13 protein-coding genes are annotated in these 14,667 nt (G+C 34.7%); 10 read left to right on the plus strand and 3 right to left on the minus strand.

What is annotated here, in order from left to right; all coding sequences use genetic code 11:
- The first annotated feature begins 352 nt into the window (after nucleotides 1-352).
- The 10 genes from A9G24_RS07425 (at nucleotide 353) to A9G24_RS07465 (ending at nucleotide 11,544) form a co-directional block, all read left to right on the plus strand.
- Nucleotides 353-1,096, plus strand: coding sequence for an NYN domain-containing protein (locus tag A9G24_RS07425; protein WP_081303127.1), 744 nt, complete (start codon nucleotides 353-355; stop codon nucleotides 1,094-1,096).
- A gap of 381 nt (nucleotides 1,097-1,477) precedes the next feature.
- The gene (gene htpG, locus A9G24_RS07430) at nucleotides 1,478-3,352 is read left to right on the plus strand and encodes a molecular chaperone HtpG (protein ID WP_065638439.1); all 1,875 of its coding nucleotides are present in this window, start codon (nucleotides 1,478-1,480) and stop codon (nucleotides 3,350-3,352) included.
- 184 nt (nucleotides 3,353-3,536) lie between these two features.
- Nucleotides 3,537-4,388, plus strand: a complete 852-nt coding sequence (gene licT, locus A9G24_RS07435; protein ID WP_065638440.1) for a BglG family transcription antiterminator LicT — start codon at nucleotides 3,537-3,539, stop codon at nucleotides 4,386-4,388.
- 183 nt (nucleotides 4,389-4,571) lie between these two features.
- Entirely contained in the window at nucleotides 4,572-6,467 is a 1,896-nt protein-coding gene (locus A9G24_RS07440; protein ID WP_065638441.1) for a beta-glucoside-specific PTS transporter subunit IIABC, read from the plus strand.
- A 3-nt stretch (nucleotides 6,468-6,470) separates the two neighbouring features.
- The gene (locus tag A9G24_RS07445) at nucleotides 6,471-7,865 is read left to right on the plus strand and encodes a glycoside hydrolase family 1 protein (RefSeq protein WP_065638442.1); all 1,395 of its coding nucleotides are present in this window, start codon (nucleotides 6,471-6,473) and stop codon (nucleotides 7,863-7,865) included.
- A gap of 59 nt (nucleotides 7,866-7,924) precedes the next feature.
- Nucleotides 7,925-8,308 (plus strand): histidine phosphatase family protein, encoded by a 384-nt coding sequence (locus A9G24_RS13050; protein ID WP_218056249.1) that lies wholly within the window; start codon nucleotides 7,925-7,927, stop codon nucleotides 8,306-8,308.
- Between the two features lie 99 nt (nucleotides 8,309-8,407).
- The gene (locus A9G24_RS13055; RefSeq protein WP_218056250.1) at nucleotides 8,408-8,575 is read left to right on the plus strand and encodes a hypothetical protein; all 168 of its coding nucleotides are present in this window, start codon (nucleotides 8,408-8,410) and stop codon (nucleotides 8,573-8,575) included.
- A gap of 184 nt (nucleotides 8,576-8,759) precedes the next feature.
- Nucleotides 8,760-10,085 (plus strand): OprD family outer membrane porin, encoded by a 1,326-nt coding sequence (locus A9G24_RS07455; protein ID WP_065638443.1) that lies wholly within the window; start codon nucleotides 8,760-8,762, stop codon nucleotides 10,083-10,085.
- A 14-nt stretch (nucleotides 10,086-10,099) separates the two neighbouring features.
- Nucleotides 10,100-10,864: a histidine phosphatase family protein gene (locus tag A9G24_RS07460; RefSeq protein WP_065638444.1), complete on the plus strand. Its 765-nt coding sequence runs from the start codon at nucleotides 10,100-10,102 to the stop codon at nucleotides 10,862-10,864.
- A 140-nt stretch (nucleotides 10,865-11,004) separates the two neighbouring features.
- Complete coding sequence (locus A9G24_RS07465; RefSeq protein WP_065638445.1) at nucleotides 11,005-11,544, plus strand: methylated-DNA--[protein]-cysteine S-methyltransferase; 540 nt, start codon at nucleotides 11,005-11,007, stop codon at nucleotides 11,542-11,544.
- A 456-nt stretch (nucleotides 11,545-12,000) separates the two neighbouring features.
- Here the strand turns inward: A9G24_RS07465 and A9G24_RS07470 are convergent, their stop codons facing one another.
- The 3 genes from A9G24_RS07470 to A9G24_RS07475 all read right to left on the minus strand — a co-directional run.
- Nucleotides 12,001-13,296, minus strand: a complete 1,296-nt coding sequence (locus tag A9G24_RS07470) for a hypothetical protein (RefSeq protein ID WP_141673114.1) — start codon at nucleotides 13,294-13,296, stop codon at nucleotides 12,001-12,003.
- A gap of 149 nt (nucleotides 13,297-13,445) precedes the next feature.
- Complete coding sequence (locus A9G24_RS13160) at nucleotides 13,446-13,571, minus strand: hypothetical protein (protein ID WP_255307234.1); 126 nt, start codon at nucleotides 13,569-13,571, stop codon at nucleotides 13,446-13,448.
- Nucleotides 13,572-13,912: 341 nt separating this feature from the next.
- The coding region (locus A9G24_RS07475) for an IS3 family transposase (protein WP_065638447.1) at nucleotides 13,913-14,667 on the minus strand (755 nt) is incomplete at its 5' end.

A 14,667-nucleotide genomic window follows, 5' to 3' on the forward strand; every position in this document is an offset into this window, starting at 1 on the left:
CATCGCTATGCACGATTTAGAGGAAGAGCGCAGGTTCAAATGCAGTGTTTATTGGCCGCAACGGCTCAAAATATCAAGAAAATAGCGATAAAGCTATTTTTGTTACGTTTTTTTAGGCTATTTTTTTAATTTATTTAATAAAATCCAAATTAAAAATCCTATTTATGGTTTAAATAAAAAAATAAACCCCGAATTATATCGAGGTTTGTCATCAATCTGAAGCCTTGACTTATCAAGGCTTTTTTATTTAAATAAAAAACCATTAGCTTAAAATAAAAGCTATGTGTACTACAATTACATTCATAGCAATAACTGGAATATATGTATAAATTTTATAGGAAAAATAACTGAAATGAGTAAATTGGTGCAAAAATTGGCTGTTCTTATTGATGCAGACAATGTATCTTCTGATTTTGTAGTTCCTTTGCTTGATGAAATAGCTAAATATGAGATCATTAGTGTTAAACGCATATATGGTGATTGGAGCTCGCCTCAACTAGATAAATGGAAAGAACAGTTATTACCTCATGCCATTACACCAGTTCAACAGTTTGCTTACACAAAAGGAAAAAATGCTACAGATATGGCTATTGTCATTGATGCTATGGATTTATTGTATAGCAATCTCTTTGATATATTTTGTATTGTATCTAGTGATAGTGATTTTACAAGGCTTGCTCTTCGCATAAGAGAAAATGGTATCGCTGTTTATGGTTTTGGATTAAAAAAAACTCCTGAATCATTAATAAAAGGTTGTGATAAATTTATTCATCTAGAAAATTTAATTAAAATTGAAAAAGCCCCACCTACTTCTATACTTATACCTATACCTAAAAATACAAATTCAAATACATTAAAACCAGATATAGAATTAATTAATCTTATTAAAAGCGCTATTGAAAAAACAAAAGACAAGGATGGCTGGGCACCACTAGGTCAAATTGGCACCCATATTAAGAAGACCAAACTTGATTTTAATGTTAAAGCTTATGGACACGCTAAACTATCAAGCCTAATAAAATCTATTAATTTATTCGAAATTAAATCATCCAAGCGTACAGCAAATATCAGAATACGCCCAGCTCCAAAAACATAATTTTTACAAACCAACTTTGACAAATAAAACCAACAATTGTTTAAATCTAACATGACAAGTGCTAATTTTTATAGATAATGGTTAGAGTAAATTTAGAACAGCAATTTTTCCTAGTTCCATTTTGCCTCAGTTATGAGATCATAATTCAAATTTTTACGAAAAACCATGCTATAAAATTCATTTTAGTTATCCCTTGAAATTCATTTTTTTATTCCCATATAGCAATACATCAATAAATCAAACCATTATGTTAATTTATTCAATTAATACTAACTAGCGATGAGCTAATTAGCTGGCGAAATGAAAGAGTTAGTTGATAACAAAGTCATTTTTGCCATTAGCATTAATTGAAATGACTAAATATGATAGAGGAACTAGTCAATGAGTAAGCAAGGTACTGAAACTCGTGGATTTCAATCTGAAGTTAAACAAATTCTACATTTAATGATTCACTCTTTATATTCAAATAAAGAGATTTTTTTAAGAGAACTCATTTCAAACGCGTCTGATGCAGCCGATAAATTACGTTTTAAAGCGCTAGAAAACCCAAATCTATATGCTGGTGATGGTGAACTTGGTGTGCGCATTTCTACTAATAAAGAAGCTGGCACATTAACCATTGCTGATAATGGCATTGGTATGACCCGCGATGAAGTGATTGAAAATTTAGGGACTATTGCTAAATCAGGTACTAAAGCATTTTTGGAATCAATTGGTAGCGATCAAGCAAAAGATAGCCAACTCATTGGTCAATTTGGTGTTGGATTTTATTCAGCCTTTATTGTTGCTGATAAAGTTACAGTGAGAACGCGCGCAGCCACAGCCAAAGCTGACGAAGCAGTTATGTGGGAATCTGCCGGTGAAGGTGAATATACCATCTCTGATGATAATAAAGAAACTCGTGGTACCGAAATTACATTACACTTAAAAGAAGACGAAAAAGAGTTTTTAGATGACTGGCGTTTACGTTCAATCATTAGTAAATATTCTGACCACATTTCACTACCTGTTGAAGTGCAAACTACTGATGAAGAAAGCAAAGAAGTAAAATGGGAAAAAGTCAACAAAGCCCAAGCACTTTGGACTCGTAGCAAATCTGAGGTGACCGATGACGAATATAAAGAGTTTTATAAACATTTATCGCACGATTTTGCCAATCCAATAAGCTGGAGTCATAATCGCGTTGAAGGTAAACAAGAGTATACTAGCTTACTTTATATTCCTGCGAAAGCGCCTTGGGATTTGTGGAATCGTGATAATAAACACGGCTTAAAACTTTATGTACAACGTGTATTTATTATGGATGATGCCGAACAATTTATGCCTAATTATTTACGTTTTGTAAAAGGTTTAATTGATTCAAACGATCTTCCATTAAATGTATCGCGTGAAATTTTGCAAGATAACAAAATCACCCAAAAGTTGCGTAATGCATGTACTAAACGTGTGTTACAAATGCTTGAAAAACTGGCTAAAGACGATAAAGAACAGTATCAACAATTCTGGAGTGAGTTTGGTTTAGTACTAAAAGAAGGTACTGGCGAAGACTTTGCTAACCGTGAAACGATTGCTAAATTACTTCGTTTTGCATCAATCCATACTGATAGCGATGCACAAACGGTGTCACTAGAGGATTACATTAGCCGTATGCAAGAAGGTCAAGAGAAGATTTATTACATTACCGCTGATAGCTATGGTGCGGCAAAAAATAGTCCTCATCTTGAGTTATTCCGTAAAAAAGGTATTGAAGTCTTATTGTTGTCCGATCGTATTGATGAATGGATGATGAGCAACTTAACTGAATTTGATGGCAAACAGTTCCAATCTATCAGCAAATCAGACGAATCAATCGAAAAACTTGCCGATCAAGACAGTGAAGAGCAAAAACAAGTTGAAAAAGAACTTGAGCCATTTATTGAACGCGTCAAAAACGCATTAGGCGATAAGGTGAAAGACGTTAAATTAACTCATCGGTTAACTGATACACCAGCAATTGTCACCACAGCCGCTGACGAAATGAGTACACAAATGGCTAAATTGTTTGCAGCAGCAGGTCAGAAAGCGCCGGAAATCAAATACACGTTTGAAATTAATCCAGATCATAAACTGGTTAAACGTATTGCCGATACGCAAGATGAAAGCGCATTTAACGATTGGATTGAACTATTGCTTGATCAGGCTTTACTTGCTGAAAAAGGTTCGCTTAGTGATCCAAGTAAATTTATTCAAACTATGAATAAATTATTAGCGCAATAGTAAAATAATATCCACTAACCACAGCCCTGATAGGTTAATACTATTGGGGCTTTTTTATACTAGCAAAAAAGGGCAACTATATTTTTTCAAATAGTATGATGTTTATCACATTTTTTTATTTTTTTACTTCCGATTTTTTTCTAGCAATTCATAATGAGTAGATATAAGGAATTGATCATACCCAATGAAAATTTGCAAAATATTAAATAACAATGTTATTGTTACCCTTGATGAGAAAGGCAATGAATTAATTGTCACCGGCCGTGGAATTGGCTTTAAAAAGCGTAAGGGTGATTTAATCGATACGAGACTTATAGAAAAGCAGTTCTCTCTGGATAATAAAGAAACATACCCAAAATTTGAAGAATTGCTCTCGAAGATTCCCTTTGAAGTATTAACCACCTCTGAAGTTATTATCAATCATGCCAAACAATGCATAGACGGCAAATTACAAGACAGTATTTATATTTCACTGACCGATCATATCCATTTTGCCATTGAGCGCCATAAACAAGGATTTAATATACCCAACGGTTTTTTATGGGAGATCAAAAAATTTTACCCTAAAGAGTTTCAAATTGGTTTATATGCCTTATCAGTTATAAAAAAGCGGTTATCAATTGAATTACCCGAAGACGAAGCGGGCTTTATTACTTTTCATATCATCAATGCACAATTAAATGGTACCATGCCCAATATTGTCAACATGACAAAAATCATGCGTGAAATTCTTAATATCGTAAAATATCATTTTAAATTTGAATATGATGAAGATTGTTTGTCCTATCAGCGCTTTGTTACCCATTTAAAATTTTTTGCTCATCGTATCTTAAGTCAAAGCAGACAAACACAACAAGATAGCTCCTTGTATGAATTAATTCGGCAAAAGTATGAGCTAGCCTATCTTTGTACTAAACAGATCGATTTACATCTGATACAACAATATCAACATCCGCTTTCTGATGACGAAAGCCTGTATTTGACGATTCATATTGAAAAACTACGCACTGAACTTAAACAACATAATGTGAAGTAAATCACACTTTAGCCATTATTATTGTATAAATCTTAACTAGCTTTAAAATTTGTGTTAGTCTAAATCAATCATTAATTGGATTGTTATTGCAAAGTTAACAAAGCTTACTTTGCAAGCAAAACCTAGATCCCAAAAAAATCTTGGGATCTAGGTTTTTTTTTGTTCTAAAAATAAGGATAAAGTATGAAAAACAAAGAGCTTGCTGAATCAATCATTCAGCATGTTGGCGGAAAGGACAATGTTATCAGCTTAGTGCATTGTGCTACTCGTTTAAGATTTGTATTAAAAGATGATAACAAAGCCGATGCCGATAAGTTAAAAAAACAGGTCGGTGTGATTACTGTTGTACAAAGTGGCGGACAATTTCAGGTCGTTATCGGTAATCATGTTGCAGACGTATTTAGTGATATTATGCAATTAACCAACTTTAATGAAAATACTAGCTCAGAGTCTAAATCAGGCAAAAAATTAGGTGTTCTGTCTAAATTAATTGATTTAGTTTCTGGCATTTTTATTCCTGCGCTTGCTATTCTTGTTGCAGGGGGAATTTTAAAAGGCTTGGTATCTTTGTTACAAATACTAGATATTATTGCTCCTGAAACATCAACTTATAACTTCCTATTTGCTATTGCTGATGCACCTTTTTATTACCTCCCTATTATCTTAGGTTTTTCTGCCGTGAAAAAATTTGGTGGCAATTCTTACGTGGGCATGGCACTGGGAGGGGCTTTAGTTCACCCCAATATCGTCGGTATGATGAAAGGGGCTCTAGAATTACAAACTGAGTTCTTCTCTATTCCAATTAATCTTATTCCCTATGCCTCATCAGTATTCCCGATTATTTTGGCGAGCTGGTTCTATTCAGTATTAGAACGAAACTTTAATAAAATATTGCATGATTCGTTTAAAAAATTTATTTCTCCATTACTTGGGATCTTAATTACGGTACCTTTAACATTTGCTGTTATTGGTCCTATTGTATCAATTTTAAGTGATGGAGTTGCCTCGGGTATTATCTATATCTACCAACTTAATTCCGTTATTGCTTCAATGATTTTAGCCGCTGTTTGGCAAATCATGGTAATCTTTGGAGTTCATTGGGGTTTAGTGCCATTTGCCATGAATAATATAGCGCTTTATCAAGAAGATTTTATGTTACCAATCCTGTTCCCTGCTGTCTTTGCTCAAACTGGTGCGGCATTAGCCGTGATGTTACGCTCTAAAGATAAACAATTTAAAGGTTTAGCAAGTTCTTCGGTATTGTCTGGCATTTTTGGCGTAACTGAGCCAGCAATCTACGGGGTCAATTTACCATTAAAAAGACCATTTGTGATTGGTTGTTTATCTGCCTCTATCGGCGGTGCCATTGTTGGTTGTTATCACGCTGTAGCCTATTCATTTGGCTTTATTAGTATATTTGCATTTTTACAATTAATCCCACCGGAAGGAATAGATGCAAGGTTTTATGCTGTTGCTGTTGCTTCAATTCTCTCATTTTCTATAGCGACATTAGCTACTTACTTTTTTGGTATACCTAAAGATAAATATCAAACTAATGAAAGCGATACTTCATTGTCGAATAATATTAATAATGAAAACATTGATAACCCAAATAATACTACGATTTACAGCCCAATGTCAGGAAAGGTTATTGCATTAAGTGAAGTTAATGACCCAACATTTGCTAGTGAGTTAATGGGTAAAGGTATCGCAATCATCCCAACAATTGGGCAAGCTGTAGCGCCTGATAATGGTGAAGTAATGTCACTATTTCGAACCAAGCATGCCATCGGTTTTCAAACTGATGGCGGTACCGAAATATTAATCCATATTGGTATTGATACCGTTAAACTAGACGGCCAATATTTCGAGGCTCATATCAAAGCTGGTAGCAAAGTAAAAAAAGGTGATCTATTAGTCAGCTTTGACATTGATGCCATTAAACAAGCTGGTTTTGAAGTAACCACGCCAATCATTATTACAAACAGTGATAACTATCAAGACATACTGCCTATATTCAAACAAGATAATATTCAAAGTGGAGAGGCTTTATTAGCGTTATCCCAAAATAAGGAGTAAAACATGTCAACAAAATTTCCTAGTGATTTTCTTTGGGGCGGTGCTATTGCCGCCAATCAAGTTGAAGGGGCTTACCGTACAGATGGTAAAGGTTTATCTACATCAGATTGTACACCAAATGGTTTATTTGGTGACATCATTAATCGAAACGAAACCAATATTACAAGCATAAAAGACAACGCTATCGATTTTTATCATCGTTACCCAGAAGATATTGCCCTATTTGCTGAAATGGGTTTTACCTGTTTACGTACATCGATTGCTTGGACACGCATATTCCCGAATGGCGACGAAAAACAACCTAATGAAGCTGGGCTAGCCTTTTATGATAAATTATTTGATGAAATGGCAAAGCACAACATCACGCCATTAGTCACTTTATCACATTATGAAATGCCCTATTATCTTGTCACTCAATATGGCGGTTGGGGCAATCGTAAAGTGATTGAATTCTTTACTCGTTATGCTAAAACCGTTTTTGCACGTTATAAAGATAAAGTTAAATATTGGTTAACCTTCAATGAAATCAACATGTCATTACATGAACCTTTTACGGGTGTAGGCTTGGATAGAAACAGCACCAAGCAGCAAATCTACCAAGCTATCCATCATCAATTGGTTGCTAGTAGCCGAGCGGTTAAACTTTGTCATCAAATGATTGATGATGCCAAAATTGGGAATATGCTATTAGGTGCAGTGGCTTACCCACTTACCCCAAAACCGGAAGATGTTTGGGCAACTCATCAAGAAAATCATGGTTGGCTATTTTTTGGTGATGTGCAAGTTCGTGGTCATTACCCAACTTATATGAATCGCTTTTTTAAAGAAAATAATATTAAGCTTGAGATCACCGAACAAGATAAACAAGATCTAAAAGAAACCGTCGATTTTGTTTCATTTAGCTATTACATGAGCTGTTGTGCAACATCCGATGAGTCTCAAAAAACCAAAGGTAATATTTTAGATATGGTACCTAATCCTTATCTTAAATCATCCGAATGGGGGTGGCAGATCGATCCAACTGGGGTTCGTTATCTCCTTAATTTACTTTATGAACGTTATCAAAAACCACTATTTATTGTCGAAAATGGCTTGGGTGCCAAAGATAAATTAGAAGCAGACAGCACTATCAATGATGATTATCGAATTAACTATATGAATGATCATTTAGTACAAATTCGGGAGGCTATTAATGATGGCGTTGAAGTCATGGGCTATACCAGTTGGGGCCCAATAGACCTTATCAGTGCATCAAAAGCCGAAGTGACTAAACGTTATGGCTTTATCTATGTTGATTTAAATCAAGATGGCACAGGTACGTTAAATCGCTATAAAAAGAAAAGCTTTTATTGGTATCAATCCGTGATTTCATCGCAAGGTGAAAATTTAAAAGAATAAAATAATTTAAGGGGGGATTATCGCTATTAATCCCCTATTATTTATCTAAAGGATACTGCATGAAAAAAACAACAACAAAACTTTTATTAATCAACAGTTTTCTTATTGTAACTTTACTGACAAGTTACGCACAACATCCATCTATAGCAACAGATAATAACCTTAATGATGACATCACAATCTATTTTGCTCGTCATGGAAAAACTCTATTTAATACTTATGATTTAGTGCAAGGTTGGGCCGACACACCATTGACGGATCAAGGCATTAAACTTGCTCGCTACCTTGGTGAAGGATTTAAAAACATACACTTTGATGCTTATTATACAAGTGTGCTGGGCGACAACGTGAAACCATGCAAGAGCTTCTTGAACAAAAAGGAATTAAAGATTATAAAATTCGTGAACTTAAAGGTTTACGTGAAGTATTTTTGGTGGTTTTGAAGGTGGAGCAAATAAAAAAATGGTTCGTGCGAGTATGAAACTGGCAGGATATAACAATGTCGATGCGTTTTATAAAAATTACCAAGCTGGCAACCTAACATGTCAATGCAGGCGATGGTCTATGATCTTACTGACAACAAAGATAAAAATAAACCGCTATCAAATGCAACCGCCATTAAAATTATTTATAAAAATGGTCAATATAGCGTAAGCGAAATTAGCAATATGGAATATGTTAATAAAGGTAAAGCAGCACTAAATCAGTAAAAAATGAAACTAACCGAGTAATTATTAATTCACGCATAATAGCATTAACTCATTAAAAACTTAACTTTAAATTATTGGATTGTTACTGTTTGTTACAGACAACACCTAAATGTTAATTAGAGAGTTGTTCTCTGATTTAGTATTTAGTTTTTTTTAATATAAAAAACGATTAGGAAAAATAACAATGAAAATAAAATATATCACAATGCTGCTGGGGATATCGAGCTCTTTGGCATCGGCAAATGAAATAACCAATAATTCAGTCTTAAATAACCTATTTTTTAAAAATTCTAGGTTTGAATTTTCTACTCGTAATCATTGGAAGTATTTAAAAGAAAATGCATCCCAGCCCAAAGAAGTACACAGTGCATGGGGACAAGTCTTTACTTTTGATTTAAAGTCAGGATATTTATTCAATACTATTGGTTTTGATATCACCTATGACAATGTCATAAAATTAGGCGCTAGTGATTATTTTGCAACACGTAATTTACTTTACAATGATGGTAAAAGCTACAACAAACATCATGCGCATGGTTTTAATAAATTTACTCAACGTTATGCAAAAATTAAATTAGGTAATGATGTCATTAATTTCAATGGTAAAGCGGGTTGGCATAGTTTGAAAGATTTTGGTGTAATAAGTTCATCAAAACATCTTACGCGAAATAGTTATTTGGGTTATAGTGGTATTCTAAAATATGATAACGTTTATTTTTCATTAGCCTATATCGATAGTACCCTCCCCCGAGAATCTGCTAAAAAATTACATTTTTTAACGGCCGATCGTAAAAAAGTCATTGACAATATTTCAACTGCTGAAATCACTTATAAAGATAAAGATCTTACGTTAGATTATTCTTATGGGGTTGCCAAAGATTATTTAAGACGCCATGTGATTGAATTATCATATAAACCAATGCAAAAATTAATTTTAGGTGGACAATTTTATGGTAGTTATGCGCTTGATAATTATAATGCCATGAAACAAAACAAAAAAGAATTTGAAGATCATGCCTGGCATTATGCAACTGATGTCGAATGGAAAGAAGAAGACTGGAGTATTAAAGTTGGTTTAGCTTACACGGATGCCAACAAACACAACGCTATCGGGTATTATAATCGACATTTAGGTAAAAATACCCGTGCTCGTTTTAATGGTTTAGCTGCTGCGGGTGCAGACTATTTACGAGATGGCGAGCTGGTGCTAACCACAGTAATGAGCTATGATTTTGTTAAAGATAATAGTACAGGCCTCTATATGAATTATGGCCAATTTAACTACAAACACAATACATTAAAAAATGGCGAAATAAACCTTTTTGATATATGGAAACCAACTAGCGGTGTGTTTAAAAATCTCTCTATTTTATCAAAAGTTGGTTATGGCTGGTCTTATAAAACAGTAAGTGCTTCAGATCTTACTCCAAAACTTAGACACGGAAAATACCAACGCTCACCTACACTTTCGGCAGAAACCATTATAGATTATCGATTTAATTTATTATAAATGAGGACAATAAAATGAAAAAAATAACTATATTAATCAGTTCATTAACTATTTTAATATTAAGCATATCACAAGCTTTTGCTGATGATACTTACCTGTATGTGACGCGACATGGCAAAACCATGTTTAATAACGTACATCGTGCTCAAGGCTGGTCTGATACGCCACTAACCAAACCAGGGGTTGAAGTGGCCGAACAACTAGGACGCGGTTTAAAAGATGTTAAATTTATTTCGGCTTATTCTAGTGATTTAGGTCGAGCAAGACAAACTGCCCGCATTGTTTTAGAAACTAAAGGTGACAAAGTTCAAATTAATGAAATGGAAGGATTGCGTGAAACCTGTTTTGGTGATTATGAAGGTGATCTTGATCCTAATATGTGGAATCCTGCTGCAAAATATTTAGGTTATGCATCTGATAAAGATTTAATGGATGACATGGCAAAAGGTAAAGTTACCCTAAAAAAAATGATGAATGCTATTGCTGCAGTTGAAAAATCAGGCGAAGCCGAAGACTACAATAAAGTAAAAATGCGTATGCAAGCATCATTAAAAACTATTGCTGAATCAGCCAAAGCGCAAGGTGGGGGTAACGTTTTAGTGGTCTCTCATGGCATGGCAATTATGGCTATGGTTGAAGAATGGCTAGATAAACCAATTACAGCAGGATTAGGCAACGCCAGTGTCACTAAAATTCGCTATACCAACGATGGTAAATTTATTGTCGAAAGCCTTGGCGATATGAGCTACGTCGAAAAAGGCAAAAATCAAGCTAAATAACCTTGAAATATATGGCTCGCTAATGAGCCATATCCCATTTACCATTTAAGGATAATATTAATCAATAAATTTGTAGTATTTATCACTCTAAACAAGCATAATTTGACATCATTTTTATTAAACATAACTAAAAGGTCAACATGTTTTATTTATGCAACTATTCGTCTCAAATAGGATTAATTACCCTAGCCAGCCAGCAAAATAAGTTAGTCGGAGCTTGGATTGAAGGAGAAAAATATTTTGGTCATATACTCAACACACCAACCGAAGAAAAACCTAATTTACCCATTTTTAACTCAACAAAAAAATGGCTTGATGATTATTTTTTAGGAAAGAAACCGGATCTATCTCAACTCGAACTTGCACCGAATGGCACACCTTTTCGACACCTAGTATGGGAAATTTTATGTGAAATCCCATATGGCAATGTCACAACTTATGGCGATATCGCAAAACAGATCGCTATTAAAACAAACAAATCCAGCATGTCTAGTCAAGCTGTAGGCGGTGCGGTTGGACATAATCCCATATCAATCATTATTCCTTGCCACCGTGTTATTGGCACAAAGGGTAATTTAACCGGTTACGCAGGTGGAATAGATAAGAAAATACAGCTATTACAAATAGAAGGTGTTGATACAGCACAATTCTTTATTCCGTCCAAAGGAACTGCGCTTTAATTTACAAATAGAAGATCTGCTGGCCATTAATATTATAAAGATGATTAAGCTCACCTTAAAATTACAAAAAATGCACTAATTCATTCGTATATATTTATCTTAATCCCATATTGATGACTAAGTGAACTCTTTTGTTTGACAGCTTTTTTGTAAGCTTTCAATAAAGCTCTCTGTAATATCATACGAATAACACTGTCGTTGTCTATTTTTTTAAGAACACAACCTTAAATAATTTATCCTACTACAGATTTCCGGTTTAATAATAATTTGCATAGTTATTTTTTACTCTAAATTTTCGGCGCGATAGCGTTACCGCGCCAGTTACGATCTTGATGCTAACAAATAACAGATTACACAAATTAAAGGTTATTGTGCTTTTAGTGTCATAAATAAAGTATAATTACAAAAATAAAACAATACCCCTAATTTTGTAAAAATGAAAAATAAACAATTAAACTATCCCTTGCACGCTATGTAATTATTCCAACTATCATCCCCTTCCCCCACATGTCCAGAATCAGCATATATATGATATTGACGAGTAGAATAAGATGACCGATCTCGTGTCCAATAAACACCACCACGCCACTGAGAATCCGGATAAGCCTTTTGATTAATAAATCCCCACTCGCTAAATAATGAACCATCAATCGCTCGAGTAAGAATCCCCCCCCAAAAAATAACTGGATCGTCATCTATAGAGGTAAAAGGAGCATTCGTTAACTCATATCGACCAACTACATTATTACTACCACCGCATCGTTTTACCGCAGTATCATATACTCCTTTTATATCACCTTGAGGAATCGTCCAAACACTTGTTGGATTAAAGCTATAATCATAACTTACAGATGGGTTTCTCTTTAATATCGCTTTTACTGTGACTGTTCCCATTGGTTTACTTGTTAATTTAACCATACCATTTTCATCAATTGAAGCTCCGCCTCCGGGGTTATTGATGATCTGATAGCGATAATCAGTTTGAGCCCCCGCCATTACTAATTGAAATTTAGCACCTGGGAAGCCCGTTGTCGGAAAATTTCTACCTCCAGATACACTAGTCACTGCTTTAAACCCATAATCCGGCACATAATCTTGAGTATACCCCCCCCCACCTTTTGATCTTGTTCGGCCATCTGGCGAATTCCAATACATTCGATAATTCAAATTTGGATTATCACCAAGTTTACCCCACTGATGTTCAGGATAAATAATTGCACTATTCGGTTTGGCATAACATAGCTCTGATTTTGCTGCTATTTGGTAGCTCTTGGATAAATTAATCTGTTTGCTTTCATTTGGGATACCATACTCCGAATAGGCTTTTACTTTTGTTTCAATTATCAATTTTAGTGGCATTGAAAAACCACTGCCACAACCTATAATCTTTTTCTTATCATCACCAGTTATGCGTCTTCCGCTATTGTCATACCACCAATAGTAAGTCGATTCCACTTTAAACGGTTGACTCGGATCAGCATTATCACCATCGATATCGCGATAATTCTTTACCCTATCTAAGTTGGTTGGTGTATAAGTTGCCACTTTAAAATCATTCAGCGTTAAATTACCATCAAATTCTTTCACTTCACCAGATTTTAGCGTGCCATTTTCCTCACTATAAAAAACACCGTTGACAGTAAAACCATGTTTATCTGCACTCGATAACGCCACCACTTGCGGTGCATTCCCAGCAATAACCTGACTTGAAGACGCTGATAGTATCGCATTAGCTGAAACCGATATAGCCAATTGTGATAATGAGATTAAGCTTATTACTTGAGTAGGTTTTGGTTTTAAGTGGGCTGCCAGTGCCGTTATTCTAGTAGCAAAGTGAGATTTGCAATGGAAGTGTTTAAAACAAAAAGGTAACAATAAAAATAAAACGTTTTGCTGTAATATTACAGTTGAAATAAAACGATTAACAAAATGCCCGTTGCCCGTTGCCCGTTGCCCGTTGCCCGTTGCCCGTTGCCCGTTGCCCGTTGCCCGTTGCCCGTTGCCCGTTTAAGCCCATATTTTATCATGATTTCATTATTCCTCATACTTATTTTCACAATTTTATTAATATAAAATAAACAATTAGCATTATCCTATTATGATTTTTAAAATGATGCAATAGCCCATAACAATCTATTTTAAAATATAAAACGCTTTTTTCATCTAATTTTTTGTAAACTTTTGTGAATTTGTTTTTTTATTCTTATCATTTCTTCATTATTAAAATGCCTAACAGATAAAATATGACAATCAAAATTTAAACACAGCAAGCATGCAAATTGTTCAATATCATTGAAACGAAAAATTTACCTAAGTTGAACTGGTCACTAATATGCTAGAATTAAACTATTTGATCCTCGCCAAAATATTAGACAGTGCCCACCTCTATCATTTTTTCGTTTTGGTAATATTGTTGTTCATATTGTTCAGGTGATACCCAGCCATTAGCTGAATGACGGCGTATCCGATTATAATAGATTTCAATATATTCAAATAGTGCTTTATTAGCCAGTTTCCTCGTTTTGTAGTAACAGTCATGAATAATGTGTGTTTTGAGTGTATGAAAAAAACTTTCAACAACCGCATTATCAAAGCAATTTCCTCTTCGACTCATGCTTTGCCTGAGTCCATATTGTAACAATAACTGCTTGAAATCAGCACTGCAATATTGGCTTCCTTGGTCACTATGAATGAGTACATTTTTAGGAAAGTAACGCCGAAATAAGGCTTGTTTTAATGTATTACACACTAAATGGCGGTCTATGTAGCGACTCGTTTGCCTAGCAATCACTTTTCGTCCATATAAATCGATAATCACCGTCAAATATAACCAACCTTCACCCGTTTTAATATAAGTAATATCGGTTACCCATGTCGTATTCGGCTTATCAGGGTTAAATTGCCTATCTAACGGGTTGGGCGCAATATTGTGATGAGCCGTATCTGTTTTATACTTGAATTTACGTGCTGCTTTACTCCGTAATCCCAATTGTTGCAAAACACGGCTAATTGTCCTTTCTGAAACTTGATAGCCCGCTTCTCTTGCATCATGAAGCAGGCTTGGCGCACCCAAACGGGCTTTATGTTGCCAATACTGCTTTTGGATATACTCGCTGAGTTTGG

The organism is Gilliamella sp. App6-5, assembly GCF_001690525.1.
Lineage (GTDB): Bacteria > Pseudomonadota > Gammaproteobacteria > Enterobacterales > Orbaceae > Gilliamella > Gilliamella apicola_H.